Raw genomic sequence first — 21,909 nt, forward strand, 5'->3', positions numbered from 1 at the left:
GTAGAAAGGAGACTTTTTCGCATGAAACAGCGTGGTAAAAGGATTCGCCCATCTGGTAAAGATTTAGTCTTTCATTTTACGATAGCGTCACTCCTGCCTGTTTTCCTGCTGGTTGTCGGACTGTTTCATGTGAAGACAATCCAGCAGATCAACTGGCAGGATTTTAACCTATCACAAGCAGATAAGATTGACATTCCCTATTTAATTATCAGTTTCAGTGTCGCAATTCTTATCTGCTTGCTGGTAGCGTTTGTATTCAAACGGGTTCGCTATGATACGGTTAAACAACTTTACCACCGTCAAAAACTGGCAAAGATGATACTTGAAAACAAGTGGTATGAATCTGAACAGGTCAAAACAGAGGGTTTCTTTAAAGATAGTGCTGGTCGTACAAAGGAAAAGATAACCTACTTCCCTAAAATGTATTATCGACTTAAAAATGGCTTGATACAGATACGGGTGGAAATCACGCTGGGAAAATATCAAGACCAACTCTTACACTTGGAAAAGAAATTAGAGAGTGGCTTGTACTGTGAGCTGACGGATAAAGAGTTAAAGGATTCCTATGTGGAATATACTTTGCTCTATGACACCATAGCCAGTCGTATTTCTATTGATGAAGTAGAAGCTAAAGATGGTAAACTTCGCTTAATGAAAAACGTATGGTGGGAATATGATAAGCTCCCTCATATGTTGATTGCTGGTGGTACAGGTGGCGGTAAAACTTACTTTATACTGACACTGATTGAAGCCTTGCTTCATACAGATTCAAAACTGTATATTCTTGACCCGAAAAATGCTGATCTTGCGGACTTAGGTTCTGTGATGGCAAATGTCTACTATAGAAAAGAAGACTTGCTTTCTTGCATTGAAACATTCTATGAAGAAATGATGAAACGTAGTGAGGAAATGAAGCAGATGAAGAACTATAAGACTGGCAAAAATTATGCTTACTTAGGTCTCCCGGCACACTTCTTAATCTTTGATGAATACGTCGCTTTCATGGAAATGCTGGGAACAAAAGAAAACACCGCAGTTATGAATAAGCTGAAACAGATTGTCATGTTAGGTCGTCAAGCTGGCTTCTTTCTAATACTGGCTTGTCAACGTCCAGACGCAAAATATTTAGGCGACGGAATCCGTGATCAGTTTAATTTCAGAGTGGCTTTAGGTCGTATGTCTGAAATGGGCTATGGCATGATGTTTGGCAGTGACGTACAAAAGGATTTATTCTTAAAGCGAATCAAAGGTCGTGGCTATGTTGATGTAGGAACAAGTGTCATATCAGAGTTTTATACTCCCCTTGTACCAAAAGGATATGATTTCTTGGAGGAAATTAAAAAGTTATCCAACAGCAGACAGTCCACGCAGGCGACGTGCGAAGCGGAAGTCGCAGGTGTGGACTGATCTTGCTGGCTGGTGTGGCAATAGCCACGCCAGCACTTAACCCCCCGTATCTAACAGGGGGGTACAAATCGACAGGAAACAGTCAAAAAAACATTAGAAAATCCTTTGGTTACAAGGGATTTACAAAATTTCAGCGTATGTCAAATGGGCTTTAAAAGTTGACATACGCCTTTTTGATTGGAGGGATTTTTACTGAATGAACAAACTTGGTTACAGCATTTAAAAGAAAAACGCTTGGCTTATGGACTATCTCAAAACCGTTTAGCTGTTGCGACTGGTATTACAAGGCAGTATCTAAGCGATATTGAAACAGGAAAAGTCAAGCCATCAGAGGATTTACAGCAGTCCCTTTGGGAAGCTCTGGAACGCTTCAATCCCGACGCTCCCCTTGAAATGCTGTTTGATTATGTAAGAATTCGCTTTCCGACAACAGACGTACAGCAGGTGGTCGAAAACATCTTACAACTGAAACTGTCCTATTTTCTTCATGAGGACTATGGTTTCTATTCTTATTCAGAGCATTATGCTTTAGGCGACATATTCGTCCTTTGCTCCCATGAACTGGACAAAGGAGTTCTGGTGGAATTGAAAGGTCGTGGGTGCAGACAATTTGAAAGCTATCTTCTGGCACAACAAAGAAGCTGGTATGAGTTCTTTATGGACGTTTTGGTGGCTGGCGGTGTGATGAAACGCCTTGACCTTGCCATTAACGATAAGACAGGGATTTTAAATATCCCTGTACTCACTGAAAAGTGCCAACAGGAAGAATGTATCTCCGTCTTCCGCAGTTTTAAAAGCTATCGCAGTGGCGAACTGGTACGCAAAGAGGAAAAGGAATGTATGGGAAACACCCTCTATATCGGTTCATTACAAAGTGAAGTTTATTTCTGTATCTATGAAAAGGACTACGAGCAGTACAAGAAAAATGATATTCCCATTGAAGACGCAGAAGTAAAAAACCGTTTTGAGATTCGATTGAAAAATGAGCGTGCCTATTATGCAGTCCGTGATTTACTCGTCTATGACAATCCAGAGCATACCGCCTTTAAAATTATCAATCGGTATATCCGTTTTGTAGATAAAGACGATTCCAAACCTCGTTCTGATTGGAAACTGAATGAAGAATGGGCTTGGTTTATTGGGAACAATCGTGAACGATTAAAACTAACCACAAAACCAGAGCCTTACTCCTTCCAAAGGACGCTGAACTGGCTATCTCATCAAGTTGCCCCGACCTTAAAGGTTGCGATTAAACTTGATGAAATCAACCAGACGCAGGTTGTAAAAGACATTCTCGACCATGCGAAACTGACAGACCGACACAAGCAGATTTTGAAGCAACAGTCAGTAAAAGAACAGGACGTGATAACAACAAAAAAATAACTCAAATACAAATTCATTGAATATAGAGAGGAGAACATTTTTATGAATTTTGGACAAAACCTTTATAACTGGTTTCTATCAAACGCTCAATCACTGGTGCTTTTAGCAATCGTTGTGATTGGCTTGTATCTTGGCTTCAAGCGTGAGTTTAGCAAACTGATTGGCTTTTTAATTATTGCGATTATTGCGGTTGGCTTAGTCTTCAACGCTGCTGGAGTAAAAGACATTTTACTAGAGCTATTCAATCGCATTATTGGTGCTTAAATAAAACCGTTCTTTTGTGGAATATAAGTGGTTTTCTTATGTTCCGCAAAGGAATGGTACACCAAACGAAGTGCGGTAGGGATTTTTGAATCTCTACAAAGAAAGGACGTGAATATATGGACGATATGCAAGTCTATATTGCGAATTTAGGCAAATACAATGAGGGCGAATTGGTCGGTGCGTGGTTTACCTTTCCCATTGACTTTGAGGAAGTCAAAGAGAAAATCGGCTTGAATGATGAATATGAGGAATACGCCATTCATGACTACGAGTTACCCTTTACGGTTGACGAATACACTTCCATTGGCGAACTCAATCGACTATGGGAAATGGTATCGGAATTACCCGAAGAATTACAATCGGATCTATCTGCTCTGCTCACTCATTTTTCAAGCATTGAAGAACTAAGCGAACATCAAGAGGATATTATCATTCATTCCGATTGTGATGATATGTATGACGTGGCACGCTACTACATTGAAGAAACGGGTGCTTTAGGCGAAGTACCAGCTAGTCTTCAAAACTATATTGATTATCAAGCCTATGGTCGGGATTTAGACCTTTCAGGAACGTTTATCTCAACCAATCATGGGATTTTTGAAATCGTCTATTAAATCTGTCGGTACATTACTACTGGCAGATTTTCTATTTTACGGGGTGGCTCAATCAGCTACCCCTATTTTTTATGAAAGGATTGATTACATGAAGAAAATACGAAGCTATACCAGTATCTGGTCTGTGGAAAAGGTACTGTATTCTATCAATGATTTTAGACTTCCGTTTCCCATAACCTTTACGCAAATGACATGGTTTGTCGTGTCACTCTTTGCAGTGATGATACTTGGCAACTTGCCCCCTCTTTCCATGATAGAGGGAGCATTTCTCAAATACTTTGGGATTCCTGTGGCTTTCACATGGTTTATGTCTACAAAAACTTTTGATGGTAAAAAGCCTTATGGATTTTTGAAGTCTGTCATTGCTTATGCACTGCGACCAAAGCTGACCTATGCAGGAAAAAAAGTAACGCTTGGCAGAAACCAGCCACAAGAAGCCATTACAGCAGTTAGGAGTGAATTTTATGGCATATCCAATTAAATACATTGAAAACAATCTCGTCTGGAATAAAGACGGGGAATGTTATGCTTACTATGAGCTTGTTCCTTACAATTACTCATTTCTAAGTCCAGAACAGAAAATACAAGTGCATGATTCTTTCAGACAGCTTATCGCACAAAATCGTGATGGCAAAATTCATGCTTTACAAATCAGTACAGAATCCAGCATACGTTCTGCACAAGAGCGTTCCAAAAATGAAGTCACTGGCAAGCTCAAAGCGGTTGCCTATGACAAAATCGACCAACAGACAGACGCTTTAATATCCATGATTGGCGAAAATCAAGTGAACTACCGTTTCTTTATCGGCTTTAAGTTGCTTCTCAACGATCAGGAGTTTTCTATGAAAAGTCTTACCGTTGAAGCAAAAAATGCTTTGTCTGATTTTGTCTATGATGTGAACCATAAGCTGATGGGCGATTTTGTTAGTATGAGTAATGATGAAATCCTGCGTTTTCAGAAGATGGAAAAGCTCTTAGAAAATAAAATCTCTCGTCGTTTCAAAATCCGCAGGTTAGATAAGGACGACTTCGGCTATCTGATTGAACACCTTTACGGACAGACAGGCACTGCCTATGAAGAGTATGAGTACCATCTATCAAAGAAAAAGCTGGATAATGAAACGCTGATTAAATACTATGACTTGATTAAGCCTACTCGCTGTTTGGTGGAAGAAAAACAGCGATATTTGAAAATCCAGCAGGAAGATGAAACCGTCTATGTAGCTTACTTTACCATTAACAGCATTGTCGGAGAACTGGACTTCCCGTCCTCTGAAATCTTCTACTACCAGCAACAGCAATTTACATTCCCGATTGATACGTCAATGAATGTGGAAATTGTAGCGAATCGTAAAGCCCTATCTACTGTCCGCAATAAAAAGAAAGAACTGAAAGACTTGGATAACCACGCTTGGCAAAGTGATAATGAAACCAGCTCCAATGTGGCGGAAGCTCTGGAAAGTGTGAATGAGCTGGAAACCAATTTAGACCAAAGCAAGGAATCTATGTACAAGCTGTCTTATGTGGTAAGGGTATCAGCAAATGATCTTGACGAACTCAAACGTCGTTGTAATGAAGTGAAAGATTTTTATGACGATTTAAGCGTAAAACTGGTACGACCATTTGGGGATATGCTCGGCTTACATGAAGAATTTTTACCTGCCAGCAAGCGTTATATGAATGATTATATTCAATACGTGACCTCTGATTTCCTCGCTGGTTTAGGTTTTGGTGCTACTCAAATGCTGGGGGAAAATGAGGGGATTTATGTTGGCTACAGCTTAGATACTGGACGCAATGTCTATCTGAAACCTGCTCTTGCCAGTCAAGGGGTTAAGGGTTCAGTAACCAATGCGTTAGCGTCGGCTTTTGTTGGTTCGCTGGGTGGTGGTAAATCCTTTGCGAATAACCTTATCGTCTATTATGCGGTGCTTTATGGGGCACAAGCAGTGATTGTAGACCCAAAAGCAGAACGTGGCAGATGGAAAGAAACCTTGCCAGAGATTTCCCATGAAATCAATATCGTCACTCTGACTTCTGATGAGAAAAACAAAGGCTTACTTGACCCTTATGTGATTATGAAAAATCCCAAAGATTCTGAATCACTGGCTATTGATATTCTGACATTCCTTACGGGGATTTCCTCTCGTGATGGGGAACGCTTCCCAATCCTTAGAAAAGCCATTCGTGCAGTAACCAATAGTGAAGTACGAGGGTTGATGAAAGTGATTGAGGAATTACGGGTTGAGAATACGCCACTAAGTACCAGTATAGCCGACCATATCGAAAGTTTTACAGACTATGACTTTGCACATTTATTATTCAGTAATGGTTATGTGGAGCAGTCTATCAGCTTAGAAAAACAACTGAACATTATACAGGTTGCGGACTTGGTACTTCCCGACAAGGAAACTTCCTTTGAGGAATATACCACTATGGAGCTTTTATCCGTTGCTATGCTGATTGTCATTAGTACCTTTGCTTTAGACTTTATCCATACAGACCGAAGCATTTTCAAGATTGTAGATTTAGACGAAGCATGGAGCTTTTTACAGGTAGCACAAGGAAAAACACTATCTATGAAGCTGGTTCGGGCTGGTCGTGCTATGAACGCTGGGGTATATTTCGTGACCCAAAATACAGACGACCTCTTAGATGAAAAACTGAAAAATAACCTCGGCTTAAAATTTGCATTTCGTTCCACTGACCTTAACGAGATTAAAAAGACCTTAGCCTTTTTTGGTGTAGACCCAGAGGACGAAAACAATCAGAAGCGATTGCGTGATTTGGAAAACGGGCAATGCCTTATCAGTGATTTATATGGTCGTGTCGGTGTGATACAGTTCCACCCTGTATTTGAAGAACTGCTCCATGCCTTTGATACCAGACCACCTGTGCGAAAAGAGGTGTAAATGTGAAACCATCAATAGTAAACAGAATAAAATCAAACTGGACGCTGAAACGTCTAGGTAAAGTGGCAATGACAGTGGCTTTCACACTTGTGATTGCCATTTTTCTTTTAGCCATGCTGGGAACGGTGGTTCAAGCTGCGGGCTTGGTAGATGATACGGTCAATGTGGCAAATGAATACAGCCGATACCCACTTGAAAACTATCAACTGGATTTTTATGTGGATAATAGCTGGGGCTGGCTTCCGTGGAACTGGTCGGACGGGATTGGAAAACAGGTCATGTATGGACTATATGCCATTACCAATTTTATTTGGACAATCAGTTTGTATGTTTCCAATGCGACAGGTTACTTAGTACAGGAAGCCTATTCCTTAGACTTCATTTCCGCTACAGCAGATTCCATTGGTAAGAATATGCAGACCTTAGCTGGTGTGAGTGCAAACGGATTTTCAACAGAGGGTTTCTATGTTGGATTCCTCTTACTCTTGATTTTGGTTCTTGGGGTTTATGTTGCCTATACGGGACTGATAAAGAGAGAAACCACAAAGGCAATTCATGCCATTATGAATTTTGTGCTGGTGTTTATCCTATCGGCTTCCTTTATTGCCTACGCTCCCGACTACATTAAAAAAATCAATGACTTTTCATCAGACATCAGTAATGCCAGTTTATCACTTGGCACGAAGATTGTCATGCCCCATTCCGATAGTCAAGGCAAGGACAGCGTGGACTTAATCAGAGATAGCCTGTTTTCCATACAGGTTCAGCAACCGTGGCTACTGCTTCAATACAACAGTTCAGACATTGAAAGTATCGGTATTGACCGTGTGGAAAGCCTGCTCTCCACCAGCCCAGATTCCAACAATGGCGAAGACAGAGAAAAAATTGTTGCGGAAGAAATTGAAGACAGAAGCAATACCAATCTAACCATTACAAAGACCATTAACCGTTTAGGTACAGTCTTCTTCCTATTTGTCTTCAATATTGGGATTTCCATATTTGTATTCCTATTAACAGGAATCATGATTTTCTCGCAGGTACTTTTTATCATCTATGCTATGTTTCTGCCTGTGAGCTTTATTTTAAGCATGATTCCATCATTTGATGGTATGTCAAAACGAGCCATAACAAAGCTCTTTAATACCATTTTGACACGAGCTGGAATCACATTGATTATTACGACAGCATTTAGTATTTCAACCATGCTCTATACCTTATCGGCTGGTTATCCGTTCTTTTTGATTGCTTTTCTACAGATTGTGACCTTTGCAGGAATCTACTTCAAGCTGGGCGATTTAATGAGTATGTTTTCTCTACAGAGTAACGATTCTCAAAGTGTGGGAAGTCGTGTGATGAGAAAACCTCGTATGCTTATGCACGCTCACATGCACCGTCTACAGCGGAAACTTGGACGTTCCATGACTACTCTAGGGGCTGGGTCTGCCATTGTTACAGGTAAAAAAGGACAGTCGGGTTCGGGGAGTTCTGCAAGGACACAAGCAGATCACTCCCGACCAGACGGAAAGGAAAAATCAACACTTGGAAAACGTATCGGTCAAACCATCGGTACAGTAGCTGATACCAAAGACAGAATGGTAGACACTGCTAGTGGTTTGAAAGAACAGGTTAAAGATTTGCCGACCAATGCAAGATATGCAGTATATCAAGGAAAATCCAAAGTAAAAGAGAATGTCCGTGATTTAACCAGTAGTATTTCTCAAACCAAAGCGGACAGAGCCAGTGGACGCAAGGAACAGCAGGAACAAAGGCGAAAAACCATTGCGAAGCGTCGCTCTGAAATGGAACAGGTCAAACAGAAAAAACAGCCTGCTTCTTCTGTTCATGAAAGACCGACTACAAGACAAGAACAATATCATGATGAACAGACCTCAAAACAGTCTAATATTCAGACTTCATATAAGGAATCTCAACAAGCCAAACAAGAGCGTCCAGCAGTTAAGTCCGATTTTTCAAGTCCAAAAGTGGAACGCCAAGGCAATACCGTTCAAGAAAAAACCGTTCAAAAGCCAGCAACTTCAACCACTACAGCAGATAGAACTTCACAACGTCCAATCACAAAAGAACGTCCGTCTACTGTTCAAAGAGTACCACTACAAAATACAAGAAGTAGACCACCAATCAAAACCGCCACCATTAAGAAAGTCGGTAAGAAACCATGAAGTTGAAAACTTTAGTGATTGGTGGTTCTGGATTATTCTTGATGGTCTTCTCACTGCTTCTGTTTGTTGCCATTTTATTTTCAGATGAACAGGACAGCGGAATTTCCAATATTCATTATGGAGGTGTGAATGTTTCCGCAGAAGTGCTGGCTCATAAGCCTATGGTAGAAAAATATGCCAAAGAATATGGCGTTGAAGAATATGTCAACATACTTCTTGCGATTATACAGGTGGAATCGGGCGGTACTGCGGAAGATGTTATGCAGTCCTCGGAATCCCTCGGTCTTCCACCTAATTCATTGAGTACAGAAGAATCCATTAAGCAAGGTGTGAAGTATTTCAGTGAATTATTAGCCAGTAGCGAAAGGCTCAGTGTAGATTTAGAATCGGTTATCCAGTCCTACAATTATGGTGGTGGTTTCTTAGGGTATGTGGCTAATCGTGGAAATAAATATACCTTTGAACTGGCTCAAAGTTTCTCAAAAGAGTATTCAGGTGGCGAAAAAGTGTCTTACCCCAATCCCATAGCCATACCTATCAATGGGGGCTGGCGATACAACTATGGCAATATGTTTTATGTGCAACTGGTAACGCAGTATCTTGTCACAACAGAGTTTGATGATGATACGGTACAAGCCATCATGGACGAAGCACTGAAATATGAGGGCTGGCGATACGTTTACGGTGGAGCTTCCCCGACTACTTCTTTTGATTGTAGCGGACTGACACAATGGACGTATGGAAAAGCTGGAATTAACTTACCACGAACCGCACAACAGCAATATGATGTGACCCAGCATATCCCACTATCGGAAGCACAAGCTGGCGATTTGGTTTTCTTTCATTCTACCTATAACGCTGGCTCTTATATTACTCATGTTGGGATATACCTTGGCAATAACCGTATGTTTCATGCAGGCGACCCAATCGGTTATGCCGACTTAACAAGCCCCTACTGGCAACAGCATTTAGTGGGAGCAGGACGAATCAAACAATGAGAAAGGAAGATTTAATGATGAAATTTAGAAAAAATCAGAATAAAGAAAAACAGATACCAAAGGAAAAGAAACCTCGTGTCTATAAGGTCAATCCTCATAAAAAGGTTGTGATTGCCTTGTGGGTACTTTTAGGGCTTAGTTTCAGCTTTGCGATATTCAAGCACTTTACAGCTATAGATACTCATACTATTCACGAAACAACTATCATAGAAAAGGAATACGTTGATACTCATCATGTAGAAAATTTTGTAGAGAACTTTGCGAAAGTCTACTATTCATGGGAGCAATCCGATAAGTCCATTGATAATCGAATGGAAAGTCTAAAAGGCTATCTGACAGATGAACTTCAAGCTCTCAATGTTGATACAGTACGCAAAGATATTCCTGTATCGTCTTCTGTAAGAGGATTTCAGATATGGACGGTAGAGCCAACTGGCGACAATGAGTTTAATGTAACCTACAGTGTAGACCAGCTCATTACAGAGGGAGAAAATACAAAGACCGTCCACTCTGCTTATATAGTGAGTGTCTATGTAGATGGTTCTGGAAATATGGTACTGGTTAAGAATCCGACCATTACCAACATACCTAAGAAATCAAGTTATAAACCAAAAGCCATTGAAAGTGAGGGGACGGTTGATTCCATTACAACCAATGAAATCAATGAGTTTTTAACGACGTTCTTCAAGCTCTATCCTACAGCGACAGCCAGTGAACTTTCCTACTATGTGAATGACGGGATATTAAAACCAATCGGAAAAGAGTACATCTTTCAAGAACTGGTAAATCCTATTCACAATCGTAAGGATAATCAAGTCACGGTATCGCTGACAGTGGAGTATATCGACCAGCAGACCAAAGCAACGCAGGTATCTCAATTTGATTTGGTACTTGAAAAGAACGGGAGTAATTGGAAGATTATAGAATAACAAATATTGGTACATTATTACAGCTATTTTGTAATCACGTACTCTCTTTGATAAAAAATTGGAGATTCCTTTACAAATATGCTCTTACGTGCTATTATTTAAGTATCTATTTAAAAGGAGTTAATAAATATGCGGCAAGGTATTCTTAAATAAACTGTCAATTTGATAGTGGGAACAAATAATTGGATGTCCTTTTTTAGGAGGGCTTAGTTTTTTGTACCCAGTTTAAGAATACCTTTATCATGTGATTCTAAAGTATCCGGAGAATATCTGTATGCTTTGTATGCCTATGGTTATGCATAAAAATCCCAGTGATAAAAGTATTTATCACTGGGATTTTTATGCCCTTTTGGGTTTTTGAATGGAGGAAAATCACATGAAAATTATTAATATTGGAGTTTTAGCTCATGTTGATGCAGGAAAAACTACCTTAACAGAAAGCTTATTATATAACAGTGGAGCGATTACAGAATTAGGAAGCGTGGACAAAGGTACAACGAGGACGGATAATACGCTTTTAGAACGTCAGAGAGGAATTACAATTCAGACAGGAATAACCTCTTTTCAGTGGGAAAATACGAAGGTGAACATCATAGACACGCCAGGACATATGGATTTCTTAGCAGAAGTATATCGTTCATTATCAGTTTTAGATGGGGCAATTCTACTGATTTCTGCAAAAGATGGCGTACAAGCACAAACTCGTATATTATTTCATGCACTTAGGAAAATGGGGATTCCCACAATCTTTTTTATCAATAAGATTGACCAAAATGGAATTGATTTATCAACGGTTTATCAGGATATTAAAGAGAAACTTTCTGCCGAAATTGTAATCAAACAGAAGGTAGAACTGTATCCTAATATGTGTGTGACGAACTTTACCGAATCTGAACAATGGGATACGGTAATAGAGGGAAACGATGACCTTTTAGAGAAATATATGTCCGGTAAATCATTAGAAGCATTGGAACTCGAACAAGAGGAAAGCATAAGATTTCAGAATTGTTCTCTGTTCCCTCTTTATCATGGAAGTGCAAAAAGTAATATAGGGATTGATAACCTTATAGAAGTTATTACTAATAAATTTTATTCATCAACACATCGAGGTCCGTCTGAACTTTGCGGAAATGTTTTCAAAATTGAATATACAAAAAAAAGACAACGTCTTGCATATATACGCCTTTATAGTGGAGTACTACATTTACGAGATTCGGTTAGAGTATCAGAAAAAGAAAAAATAAAAGTTACAGAAATGTATACTTCAATAAATGGTGAATTATGTAAGATTGATAGAGCTTATTCTGGAGAAATTGTTATTTTGCAAAATGAGTTTTTGAAGTTAAATAGTGTTCTTGGAGATACAAAACTATTGCCACAGAGAAAAAAGATTGAAAATCCGCACCCTCTACTACAAACAACTGTTGAACCGAGTAAACCTGAACAGAGAGAAATGTTGCTTGATGCCCTTTTGGAAATCTCAGATAGTGATCCGCTTCTACGATATTACGTGGATTCTACGACACATGAAATTATACTTTCTTTCTTAGGGAAAGTACAAATGGAAGTGATTAGTGCACTGTTGCAAGAAAAGTATCATGTGGAGATAGAACTAAAAGAGCCTACAGTCATTTATATGGAGAGACCGTTAAAAAATGCAGAATATACCATTCACATCGAAGTGCCGCCAAATCCTTTCTGGGCTTCCATTGGTTTATCTGTATCACCGCTTCCGTTGGGAAGTGGAATGCAGTATGAGAGCTCGGTTTCTCTTGGATACTTAAATCAATCGTTTCAAAATGCAGTTATGGAGGGGATACGCTATGGCTGTGAACAAGGATTGTATGGTTGGAATGTGACGGACTGTAAAATCTGTTTTAAGTATGGCTTATACTATAGCCCTGTTAGTACCCCAGCAGATTTTCGGATGCTTGCTCCTATTGTATTGGAACAAGTCTTAAAAAAAGCTGGAACAGAATTGTTAGAGCCATATCTTAGTTTTAAAATTTATGCGCCACAGGAATATCTTTCACGAGCATACAACGATGCTCCTAAATATTGTGCGAACATCGTAGACACTCAATTGAAAAATAATGAGGTCATTCTTAGTGGAGAAATCCCTGCTCGGTGTATTCAAGAATATCGTAGTGATTTAACTTTCTTTACAAATGGACGTAGTGTTTGTTTAACAGAGTTAAAAGGGTACCATGTTACTACCGGTGAACCTGTTTGCCAGCCCCGTCGTCCAAATAGTCGGATAGATAAAGTACGATATATGTTCAATAAAATAACTTAGTGTATTTTATGTTGTTATATAAATATGGTTTCTTGTTAAATAAGATGAAATATTTTTTAATAAAGATTTGAATTAAAGTGTAAAGGAGGAGATAGTTATTATAAACTACAAGTGGATATTGTGTCCTGTATGTGGAAATAAAACACGATTAAAGATAAGGGAAGATACTGAATTAAAAAAATTCCCCCTCTATTGTCCGAAATGCAGACAAGAAAATTTAATTGAAATAAAGCAGTTCAAAGTAACTGTGATTACAGAGCCAGACGCAAAGACGCAGAGCCGATAAAATGAGATTAATACAATCTCATTTTATCGGCTCTTTCCGTTATGTATGGATTCTTTTAATTAGTCTTCGATGTTTCTTGCTTCGTTGATACCGCTGGCTAAAGATTCCATTAAGGATAGTTCTTTGTCTGTAAAGCTATCCATGTATTTCTCTATCTGTAATCGTCGGGTGCTTTTTACCAAGTTATTAGCAGGTAAGAAAAATTCATCAACGGAAACATGAAGTAACGATACAAGGTCATAAAGAACTTGTATGCTGGGGTGTTGCCCTTTATTTTCAATATTAGTTAAGTACCGTGGGTCAATTTCAATCAATGCTCCCACTTGTTCACGAGTTAAACCTCGTTTCAATCGAGCTTCTTTAATGGCTAAACCAAAGGCTCTAAAATCATATTTATCTTCTTTTTTACGCATAGTAGACCACCTCTATACATTTTATTGTTCCTACTGAATTAAAAACAGGTATAGAAAAACGTGTTATATGGTTTATAGGTTTATATTTAATAAAAAGCACTACTAAACGCCAATAAAAAAAACCGTTATATGGTAGTGCTATTTACGCTGTTAAAATATTGTATATTACTTCCAAATGGCGGTTTGTTGGAGGTCAACGTCGCCATGAAGTACATCATATACAATAAATTTCCTTACATTGGGTTCTTGTCAAAAAAAGTCGTCTATCTGCAATAGATAAGTACGTCCACCAATGTGGTTTTATAAATCATATAGATAGAATAACAGAAGCATGTAAACAGAGAAATAAATCTGTTTATATGCTTTTTTGGCTATTCAGAACTTTTTTACAAAGTTTATTTATCAGTAATGCAACAAATCCCCCTTTCACATTGGGACTAAGAGTGAAAGGAGATAAACGAGCAAGGCTCACTTCCTTTCCTAGACAGAAAGGGGGTGAGAAACATGAAACCATCTTCTTTTCAGACCACAATAGAAAATCAGTTTGACTATATCTGTAAACGTGCTATGGAAGACGAGCGAAAGAATTATATGCTTTATCTTTCAAGGATTGCAAAGCGTGAGGTGTCCTTTTCGGATGTTGGCGATTATCTTGTTAGCCAGTTTGCGACAACAGATAACTATTCAACTGACTTTCAGATTTTTACACTCAATGGGTTATCAGTAGGCGTTGAAAATGATTTGTTGAGTGAAGCATTACGTGAGTTGCCAGACAAGAAACGTGAAATTCTACTGCTGTTTTACTTTATGGACATGAGCGATTCAGAAATTGCAGACCTGTTGAAATTGAACCGTTCTACTGTCTATCGGCATAGAACCAGTGGACTAGCCTTAATTAAAAAGTTTATGGAGGAATTTGAAGAATGAAAACACAATATCCTATGATTCCCTTTCCTCTCATTGTAAAGGCAACAGATGGCGATACCGAAGCGATTAACCAGATTCTACATCATTACAGAGGGTACATAACGAAGCGTTCCCTACGACTTATGAAAGATGAATATGGCAATCAAAGTATGGTCGTTGATGAAGTCTTACGTGGAAGAATGGAAACCAGACTGATTACAAAGATTTTGTCATTTGAAATTAAGTAATATCCTCTCTCCTTTCGTGGAAGCGTGCTAAACCATTCCACGCTTCCCGAACAGGGAGGTTTGTTATTCCACCAAAGCATATTGAGCTTTCAATGTGTTTTGATAGGCTAACGAGCCATTGTTCTTTGAAAACTGAATAAAAGTAATCGAATACGTTTCGATAAGAAAAGAGCCAACGGAACTAACCGCCATGACCTATCTTATAAAGATAGCGAGCGATTCATGTTAGTGATCCGAGAAGCAATCTTTAGCAGGATTGCCTGCAACGACATTCTTATCGTGATAATGATACTCCCATACAGTCAATAGTCCGAGCGTGATAAAACCGTCGCAGGCAATGAGTATGGCTACATGAGAACCATGCAGGGGTGGAACTCCCGTGAGCTTTGCTAAAGCTGTTCGATTGCTGGTAAAACAACTTTTATGAAATCCAAATAAGTGATTTGGAAAGGAGGATTTTATGAAGCAGACTGACATTCCTATTTGGGAACGTTATACCCTAACCATTGAAGAAGCGTCAAAATATTTTCGTATTGGCGAAAACAAGCTACGACGCTTGGCAGAGGAAAATAAAAATGCAAATTGGCTGATTATGAATGGCAATCGTATTCAGATTAAACGAAAACAATTTGAAAAAATTATAGATACATTGGACGCAATCTAGCGTCGCCAAAGGGTCTTGTATATGATAAAATAGTATTAAGTCGTATCAAGGCTCTTTCCATAAAGGAAAGGAGCAAATGCCATGTCAGAAAAAAGACGTGACAATAAAGGTCGAATCTTAAAGACTGGAGAGAGCCAACGAAAAGACGGAAGATACTTATACAAATATATAGATTCATTTGGAGAACCGCAATTTGTTTACTCGTGGAAACTTGTGGCTACAGACCGAGTACCAGCAGGAAAGCGTGATTGTATCTCACTTAGAGAGAAAATCGCAGAGTTACAGAAAGACATTCATGATGGTATTGATGTTGTAGGAAAGAAAATGACACTCTGCCAGCTTTACGCAAAACAGAACGCTCAAAGACCAAAGGTTAGAAAAAACACTGAAACTGGACGCAAATATCTTATGGATATTTTGAAGAAAGACAAGTTAGGTGTAAGAAGTATTGACAGTATTAAGCCATCAGACGCTAAAGAATGGGCTATTAGAATGAGTGAAAATGGTTATGCTTATCAAACCATCAATAACTACAAACGTTCTTTAAAGGCTTCATTCTATATTGCTATACAAGATGATTGTGTTCGGAAGAATCCATTTGACTTTCAACTGAAAGCAGTTCTTGATGATGATACTGTCCCTAAGACCGTACTAACAGAAGAACAGGAAGAAAAACTGTTAGCCTTTGCAAAAGCTGATAAAACCTACAGCAAAAATTATGATGAAATTCTGATACTCTTAAAAACAGGTCTTCGTATTTCAGAGTTTGGTGGTTTGACACTTCCAGATTTAGATTTTGAGAATCGTCTTGTCAATATAGACCATCAGCTATTGAGAGATACTGAAATTGGGTACTACATTGAAACACCAAAGACCAAAAGTGGCGAACGTCAAGTTCCTATGGTTGAAGAAGCCTATCAAGCATTTAAGCGAGTGTTAGCGAATCGAAAGAATGATAAGCGTGTTGAGATTGATGGATATAGTGATTTCCTCTTTCTTAATAGAAAGAACTATCCAAAAGTGGCAAGTGATTACAACGGCATGATGAAAGGTCTTGTTAAGAAATACAATAAGTATAACGAGGATAAATTGCCACACATCACTCCACATAGTTTGCGACATACATTCTGTACCAACTATGCAAATGCAGGAATGAATCCAAAGGCATTACAGTACATTATGGGACATGCTAATATAGCCATGACGCTGAACTATTACGCACATGCAACATTCGATTCTGCAATGGCAGAAATGAAACGCTTGAATAAAGAGAAGCAACAGGAGCGTCTTGTTGCTTAGTAGTACAAATGAATTTACTACTTATTTACCACTTCTGACAGCTAAGACATGAGGAAATATGCAAAGAAACGTGAAGTATCTTCCTACAGTAAAAATACTCGAAAGCACATAGAATAAGGCTTTACGAGCATTTAAGAAAATATAAAAAGATAATTAGAAATTTATACTTTGTTTATACGAAAAACTAATATTCTCTAATTTAATCATAGACTTCTCCTTATAGTTGACGTTTTTTTACGGTACTTAATTTAAGTAATAGAATCAACAACAACACTGTCACTCCAACGACAAGGTATCCTTGATTTGTCGTAAGGTACGGGGTGGACCAAAAAAAACCTTGATAGCCTGATACTATATCACCACTATATAAGTAACTTGTTGGTGAATAGTAAAGTGCGTATATGTCTCCTAATCCATGTCGTTGATAAAATAGACTGGAAAATGTTATTAACACCATCACGACAAGATTGATAAAATCTTGTTTTAGCCAAAAAGAAACTAAAAACGTGAACAATACAATGGCTAAACAACTTAATCCCATCAAACCGAAACTCTTCACTAAAAACAAACCAATTGTCTCGCTAGAAAAAGTTGAATTCAAATTAGACACCGCATCAATTGGAAAGACACTGTAACTTGATGGTAAACTTAACGAACCAAATCCTCGGCGTAATCCTATCCAAATAAACCCGATACTAAGAGGGATTATCATTAAAAAGAGTCCGATAAACGTTATGATCAATTTAGCGATTAGCCGTTTAAATACACTCAAAGGGTAGCCATTTACTAAACTCTTATGCTGACGATCTTTACTAATCATATCTACCGAAAACAATATAGCCAACAAACAAAAAAGGACTGGTAAAACTCGGTGCATTAGACGAGAAACTACTTGCCAAGCTGTCTCTTCATTTAACTGATTTAACGATAACTTACTCGTTTGTTTAGCATACTGTGCCATTTTTGGGCCCATACTTCTATTACCATAAAAATTTTCAAACTCCGCGAAATCATTACCATATGTGTAATACAATGGGTTTAGAATCCTACCACCTTCATACCATTCAGCAGTTACTTTCGCATATGTTTTGAAGTCTTGCTTTTTTAGAGCCTCATATCTTTTTTCTTCAATTGGCAATACCATACGAAATGATTCAACAGCACTTAAAGTGTCTGGGTGAGTCTCTCCTTCAAGATTCACTGTTTCTAAAAAATGCTTTTTATCTAGGTAGTTTGCTTCTATTTTTTTTAAATTCGTTGTTTCATAAATATTAAAGTTGGGTTCAACTTTTATCACAAAAAATAAGGAAAGAAACCCTACAACCAAGTATAAGACGATATTTTTTTTATTATGAAAAAAATCTTGCCCTTCTTGTTTCAAATAATTAATCATAGTGCCTTCCTCCCCTACTTAATTTTAGTTGGACAAAAAAGATAACGATTAACACCACAATACTACCAAGTAAATACATTACTCCTTGATTAATTGAAACGTATGAAGTGCCTTCTATAATTAAAGATGGAGAAAGAACTGTTGCTGCTTTAAGTTGGGTTGGAAATAACCAAATAAAGGCATAGGTCATACACTCAATAATCACCGTGACATAACTATTTTTGGTGATATTATTTAAAACTGAACTGATTAAAAATGATAGCATAAACACTAAATAGCCAAATAAAATATAATAGAAAATCTTCTTAACCACTGTTGTGATAACAAACTGATTTTGGTAAACGACTTCAATCAAGCTTAAATCACCAAATCCATTTCCAGTAATACTTTGTAAAATAGCTAAATAACCAATAGTTAAAACGAGCAATCCGCCTAGTATCAAACTCTTTTTAATAAAATTACGTACCAATCGTTGGGTTAAACTTCGAGGTTGTCCTTTCAACAGGCTCTCATGTTCTTTTTCATCTACGATTAATCTTGCATTGACTACAGACATCAACGGAAACCATGCTACACCTAGTATTGTTAATAAAGAGATAATTAACCGACCAAACGTTAATGACTCCAACGGTAAGGTCTCGCCTGATTGTCTTAACGCCTTGTAATACGTTTCATCTCTTTGTACCTGATCTTTTGATAACTGAAGGGAGGTAATATCGGAAAAACCATCCAACTGCCCAGCTTGTTTACGAATATCGGTCAATTCAATGGTTGTGTCGATGTAATTTTGTTCATCTTCAAATAATAATGCATTAGACTGTCTTGCTAACGCTGATGTTTGTTGTAATAAATTTTGATACAGCGTTCCCCCTTCATCACTTGGCACATTTCGATAATCTAAAAGGGCAACCGTGATTTGAAGTGTTTCAGCTTGATTTAATTCTTTCAGACGATAACTATTTTTCTGCTGAGAAATCATAAAGATTCCTGTCATCACTATAAAAAACAGTATCGCATACACAACCCGTTGTTTTTTACTCATTTTACACCTCAACTTCCTCATAATTCTGTCATTTTAATTTAATTATATCACAATACCAAACAAAAAAAGCCTCGCATAAAACGAGACTTCTTATCATTTTATTGTGTTACTAAATTTTTGTTGTTTCTTTTTTTCTAATTCTAGCCAAGCTTCAATCACTTCTAAATCTTCTTGGCTAAACGATTTTTCCTGCAATAATTCTTCTATGATATCATCTGTTTTTTGATAAGGTGATTTTTTTGAATGGCTGATAGATCGTGTCAAACTACTTGTAAAAGCAGAAATAATGCCGACACCAAGAACCATCAAAATCCCACCAATCAATCGCCCTAAACCTGTTTGAATGACAATATCACCGTATCCGACTGTTGTAACAGTCTGCATTTCCCACCAAATCAAATCTTCATAATTATTTATATTAGGCTCCATCCATAATAAAGGAAGGGGTAAAAAGATAAAAATAATTAAAAAGATATTAAACAGTTTTCCTGTCCCAGTTTCTCTTAACTTGAAAAAAACTGGGAGGAAATATCGTTGACCTAAAGACGTAATCTGGATACTTTGCATAATGATTGGAAAAAACTTAACCAAACGAAATCCATGATGAAACGGAATAATCGCAATAAAATCCAAAAAGTGATGTCTCAAATAATCTTTTCTATTTTCTGTTTTCCATAGACTATAAAAACTATCTAGCGCAAATATCGCTAAAATAACCATATTAACCATCTCTTTGTGTGGCATATTAATCACATTCACAACCAATGAGATGATAATTAAAATAAACATAGTAAACAAATAAACTTTTTTTATTCGCTGTTGTGTCATCTTCTTCTCCGTGTACGAGTTGTCTCCTCTTGTGATTCCACTTCTTTATCTTTAGTACTTAAACAAAAAACTAATAAAAATGGTGATACTAAAATAATTGGTAAAATATATCGAATATAACCTAGCGTGATTGGACCGGCTATTAAAGTACCAATAAAAGCCCCCATTGGAATGACCATTCCAGCTAGGTAATATTTTTTATCTCTAATCCACATCACAAAGACTGATAGCATGATTAAAATATAAAAAGCATAATTATCTAATTGCGATAACACTGGTAATCTATCAAATATTCTATATAGTTTAACACGAATACTGTTAAGTTTTAGCGCTAGCTCATTGTCCTTTATACCAATTTTTCTTGTATTTAATATTTCATTCTCATCACCAGACATTAATACACCGTTATAGTAATATCCATTTAATGATTGATTCACATTAAATAAATTAGAATGACTTGCCATAACAGATTCAATCGCTAATAAAGGATGGGTTACTATCTGTTTTTGTACAACAGAAAAATAATCACTCATTTCTTTACTTGTGGCATCCTCATTATGGGTTGCCTTAACGACATCTGATCTATATGGATCATAATTCATTTTTATTGAATCATAATCTAGTACTTTATTGATTACATCCTTATCGTGTTTAGTAACTTCCTTATCATGATATTTAGCATATCTGGCTGTATGTTGGAAAGGTAAAGAAAGCATTTCACGACGATTTGGAGTTGGTTGTTCTTCAACATAGACAGCTGTCAATAGTTTATTTCCCATAGTTCCAACAATTAAGCCTAAAATCATCATAGATGTAATTGAGGTAACTTTATAGAATTTCTTTTTCATAACCAAACCACCAATAATATACACAACTAAAGTTAATCCAACAAAATGTAAAGTGTTATATCTAAATAACATCATAAATGTCACACTAATAGCCATTAAAAGAAATAATCTATGCTTTATATAATAATCATGATTAACAAAATACGTAATTAAACTCATCATAAATAAAATAAAAAAGCCTGAAAACATAATATCTTTCGTTGCTAAAATAATGGTTCCATTTACCATTGGAATAATGGCTAGTACAATAGTTATTCCAAAAAGTAAAGTCGATTTTTTAGTTAGTTTATAAGACAAGTTAATAGAATAGGCTAAACAACCTGCAACAAATAAAATTTGAGTCATGGTGTACAAAAATAATCCAAAGTTAGGATATCCTATAAAGCGACCAATTTTAACAAAATTCCCAATAAAGAGAGTGGATAATACAGGATGCCCTGCTTTTCGTGGACTAATAGCAAAATATTGTTTTAACTGGCTTAAAGAATCTCCCATAAAACTACTTGGATATGCACTTAAAGCGATTAAAAGCCATATGACACTTAATATAACAAAAGCTAATAAGAAAGGTGATTTTTCAAATAAACAGATGATGGGCTTTTTAGCATCATTTTCCTTTGTTTTATTCTGATAATAATATGTCAATACTGTTTGTCCTAATTCAATGATCATAAAAAATGACAATATGAAAAAAATTGAATAAACCGTCCCTACAGTTTTATTAATCACTTCATTTATCGTATCAATACCGCTTGCATAAACGGTCATAAACCATGTACAGATTGCAAAAAACAGTGATACGATTTTTTGAAGTATACTAGTTTTTGAATTTAATCTATCCACATAAGTAAATAATATATAAACTCCTACAAACGCCAATAATGCTAGCATTGGGCTATTTATTAGACTATTTAATGCTCTATCTTTTTGTATAGCCTTATTAAAAATAACCATCTGTCCCAAAATAACTATACTTGACTTAAATATATTCTTCATGAA

20 protein-coding genes and 1 pseudogene are annotated in these 21,909 nt (G+C 37.1%); 16 read left to right on the forward strand and 5 right to left on the reverse strand.

From position 1 onward, the window contains the following. The first annotated feature begins 21 nt into the window (after positions 1–21). The 12 genes and pseudogenes from BW731_RS01560 (at position 22) to BW731_RS01620 (ending at position 13,269) form a co-directional block, all read left to right on the forward strand. Positions 22–1,407 carry an FtsK/SpoIIIE domain-containing protein gene (locus tag BW731_RS01560; protein ID WP_079345124.1) on the forward strand — a complete coding sequence of 462 codons (1,386 nt, stop codon included), beginning with the start codon at positions 22–24 and terminating at the stop codon, positions 1,405–1,407. Positions 1,408–1,584: 177 nt separating this feature from the next. After that, complete coding sequence (mobT, locus tag BW731_RS01570) at positions 1,585–2,790, forward strand: MobT family relaxase (RefSeq protein ID WP_000398284.1); 1,206 nt, start codon at positions 1,585–1,587, stop codon at positions 2,788–2,790. A 42-nt stretch (positions 2,791–2,832) separates the two neighbouring features. Then, positions 2,833–3,054, forward strand: a complete 222-nt coding sequence (locus BW731_RS01575) for a hypothetical protein (RefSeq protein WP_001009056.1) — start codon at positions 2,833–2,835, stop codon at positions 3,052–3,054. Between the two features lie 116 nt (positions 3,055–3,170). Beyond that, positions 3,171–3,668 carry an antirestriction protein ArdA gene (locus BW731_RS01580; protein WP_079345126.1) on the forward strand — a complete coding sequence of 166 codons (498 nt, stop codon included), beginning with the start codon at positions 3,171–3,173 and terminating at the stop codon, positions 3,666–3,668. 88 nt (positions 3,669–3,756) lie between these two features. After that, positions 3,757–4,149, forward strand: coding sequence for a conjugal transfer protein (locus tag BW731_RS01585; RefSeq protein ID WP_000723888.1), 393 nt, complete (start codon positions 3,757–3,759; stop codon positions 4,147–4,149). Next, the gene (tcpF, locus tag BW731_RS01590; RefSeq protein WP_000331160.1) at positions 4,133–6,580 is read left to right on the forward strand and encodes a conjugal transfer ATPase TcpF; all 2,448 of its coding nucleotides are present in this window, start codon (positions 4,133–4,135) and stop codon (positions 6,578–6,580) included. The genes BW731_RS01585 and tcpF overlap by 17 nt, the downstream gene beginning before the upstream one ends. A gap of 2 nt (positions 6,581–6,582) precedes the next feature. Beyond that, entirely contained in the window at positions 6,583–8,760 is a 2,178-nt protein-coding gene (locus BW731_RS01595; protein ID WP_000804748.1) for a CD3337/EF1877 family mobilome membrane protein, read from the forward strand. Then, a complete protein-coding gene (locus BW731_RS01600; RefSeq protein ID WP_000769868.1) occupies positions 8,757–9,758 on the forward strand; it encodes a bifunctional lytic transglycosylase/C40 family peptidase in 1,002 nt (333 codons plus the stop codon). The genes BW731_RS01595 and BW731_RS01600 overlap by 4 nt, the downstream gene beginning before the upstream one ends. Continuing rightward, the gene (locus BW731_RS01605; protein WP_001224318.1) at positions 9,755–10,687 is read left to right on the forward strand and encodes a conjugal transfer protein; all 933 of its coding nucleotides are present in this window, start codon (positions 9,755–9,757) and stop codon (positions 10,685–10,687) included. The genes BW731_RS01600 and BW731_RS01605 overlap by 4 nt, the downstream gene beginning before the upstream one ends. Positions 10,688–11,000: 313 nt before the next feature. Then, a pseudogene (locus BW731_RS13030) lies at positions 11,001–11,048 on the forward strand (hypothetical protein); the annotation flags it as partial. Between the two features lie 15 nt (positions 11,049–11,063). After that, a complete protein-coding gene (tet(M), locus tag BW731_RS01615) occupies positions 11,064–12,983 on the forward strand; it encodes a tetracycline resistance ribosomal protection protein Tet(M) (RefSeq protein ID WP_000691736.1) in 1,920 nt (639 codons plus the stop codon). Between the two features lie 100 nt (positions 12,984–13,083). Continuing rightward, complete coding sequence (locus BW731_RS01620) at positions 13,084–13,269, forward strand: cysteine-rich KTR domain-containing protein (protein WP_011058338.1); 186 nt, start codon at positions 13,084–13,086, stop codon at positions 13,267–13,269. A 59-nt stretch (positions 13,270–13,328) separates the two neighbouring features. Here BW731_RS01620 and BW731_RS01625 read toward each other — a convergent pair whose 3' ends face one another. After that, positions 13,329–13,682 carry a helix-turn-helix transcriptional regulator gene (locus tag BW731_RS01625; RefSeq protein WP_001227347.1) on the reverse strand — a complete coding sequence of 118 codons (354 nt, stop codon included), beginning with the start codon at positions 13,680–13,682 and terminating at the stop codon, positions 13,329–13,331. 504 nt (positions 13,683–14,186) lie between these two features. Between BW731_RS01625 and BW731_RS01630 the strand changes: the two genes are divergently transcribed. The 4 genes from BW731_RS01630 to BW731_RS01650 all read left to right on the forward strand — a co-directional run bounded on the left by BW731_RS01630 (position 14,187) and on the right by BW731_RS01650 (position 16,799). Beyond that, complete coding sequence (locus BW731_RS01630; RefSeq protein ID WP_000804885.1) at positions 14,187–14,609, forward strand: sigma-70 family RNA polymerase sigma factor; 423 nt, start codon at positions 14,187–14,189, stop codon at positions 14,607–14,609. Continuing rightward, the gene (locus BW731_RS01635; RefSeq protein ID WP_000857133.1) at positions 14,606–14,836 is read left to right on the forward strand and encodes a helix-turn-helix domain-containing protein; all 231 of its coding nucleotides are present in this window, start codon (positions 14,606–14,608) and stop codon (positions 14,834–14,836) included. Before BW731_RS01630 ends, BW731_RS01635 begins: the two co-directional genes overlap by 4 nt. Before the next feature lie 460 nt (positions 14,837–15,296). After that, on the forward strand, positions 15,297–15,500 hold the full coding sequence (locus BW731_RS01645) for an excisionase (RefSeq protein WP_000814511.1): 204 nt from the start codon (positions 15,297–15,299) through the stop codon (positions 15,498–15,500). A gap of 81 nt (positions 15,501–15,581) precedes the next feature. Further along, entirely contained in the window at positions 15,582–16,799 is a 1,218-nt protein-coding gene (locus BW731_RS01650) for a tyrosine-type recombinase/integrase (RefSeq protein WP_001291561.1), read from the forward strand. A gap of 217 nt (positions 16,800–17,016) precedes the next feature. On the opposite strand, the gene BW731_RS01655 is transcribed toward BW731_RS01650, so the two are convergent. From BW731_RS01655 to BW731_RS01670, 4 genes are all read right to left on the reverse strand, one after another. Next, complete coding sequence (locus BW731_RS01655) at positions 17,017–18,192, reverse strand: ABC-2 transporter permease (protein ID WP_079345128.1); 1,176 nt, start codon at positions 18,190–18,192, stop codon at positions 17,017–17,019. After that, positions 18,185–19,234: a hypothetical protein gene (locus BW731_RS01660; protein ID WP_079345130.1), complete on the reverse strand. Its 1,050-nt coding sequence runs from the start codon at positions 19,232–19,234 to the stop codon at positions 18,185–18,187. Before BW731_RS01660 ends, BW731_RS01655 begins: the two co-directional genes overlap by 8 nt. 93 nt (positions 19,235–19,327) lie before the next feature. Then, positions 19,328–20,062, reverse strand: coding sequence for a potassium channel family protein (locus BW731_RS01665; protein WP_079345132.1), 735 nt, complete (start codon positions 20,060–20,062; stop codon positions 19,328–19,330). Further along, positions 20,059–21,906, reverse strand: coding sequence for a DUF6020 family protein (locus tag BW731_RS01670; RefSeq protein ID WP_079345134.1), 1,848 nt, complete (start codon positions 21,904–21,906; stop codon positions 20,059–20,061). Before BW731_RS01670 ends, BW731_RS01665 begins: the two co-directional genes overlap by 4 nt. Positions 21,907–21,909: the final 3 nt, after the last annotated feature.

The organism is Vagococcus martis (assembly GCF_002026305.1).
GTDB classification, from domain to species: domain Bacteria; phylum Bacillota; class Bacilli; order Lactobacillales; family Vagococcaceae; genus Vagococcus; species Vagococcus martis.

Coding starts and splice junctions, on each gene's coding strand:
- BW731_RS01560 (WP_079345124.1), top strand. CDS start 22: ATGAAACAGCGTGGTAAAAGGATTCGCCCATCTGGTAAAGATTTAGTC.
- BW731_RS01575 (WP_001009056.1), top strand. CDS start 2,833: ATGAATTTTGGACAAAACCTTTATAACTGGTTTCTATCAAACGCTCAA.
- BW731_RS01580 (WP_079345126.1), top strand. CDS start 3,171: ATGGACGATATGCAAGTCTATATTGCGAATTTAGGCAAATACAATGAG.
- BW731_RS01585 (WP_000723888.1), top strand. CDS start 3,757: ATGAAGAAAATACGAAGCTATACCAGTATCTGGTCTGTGGAAAAGGTA.
- tcpF (WP_000331160.1), top strand. CDS start 4,133: ATGGCATATCCAATTAAATACATTGAAAACAATCTCGTCTGGAATAAA.
- BW731_RS01600 (WP_000769868.1), top strand. CDS start 8,757: ATGAAGTTGAAAACTTTAGTGATTGGTGGTTCTGGATTATTCTTGATG.
- BW731_RS01605 (WP_001224318.1), top strand. CDS start 9,755: ATGAGAAAGGAAGATTTAATGATGAAATTTAGAAAAAATCAGAATAAA.
- BW731_RS01625 (WP_001227347.1), bottom strand. CDS start 13,682: ATGCGTAAAAAAGAAGATAAATATGATTTTAGAGCCTTTGGTTTAGCC.
- BW731_RS01630 (WP_000804885.1), top strand. CDS start 14,187: ATGAAACCATCTTCTTTTCAGACCACAATAGAAAATCAGTTTGACTAT.
- BW731_RS01635 (WP_000857133.1), top strand. CDS start 14,606: ATGAAAACACAATATCCTATGATTCCCTTTCCTCTCATTGTAAAGGCA.
- BW731_RS01645 (WP_000814511.1), top strand. CDS start 15,297: ATGAAGCAGACTGACATTCCTATTTGGGAACGTTATACCCTAACCATT.
- BW731_RS01650 (WP_001291561.1), top strand. CDS start 15,582: ATGTCAGAAAAAAGACGTGACAATAAAGGTCGAATCTTAAAGACTGGA.
- BW731_RS01655 (WP_079345128.1), bottom strand. CDS start 18,192: ATGATTAATTATTTGAAACAAGAAGGGCAAGATTTTTTTCATAATAAA.
- BW731_RS01660 (WP_079345130.1), bottom strand. CDS start 19,234: ATGAGTAAAAAACAACGGGTTGTGTATGCGATACTGTTTTTTATAGTG.
- BW731_RS01665 (WP_079345132.1), bottom strand. CDS start 20,062: ATGACACAACAGCGAATAAAAAAAGTTTATTTGTTTACTATGTTTATT.
- BW731_RS01670 (WP_079345134.1), bottom strand. CDS start 21,906: ATGAAGAATATATTTAAGTCAAGTATAGTTATTTTGGGACAGATGGTT.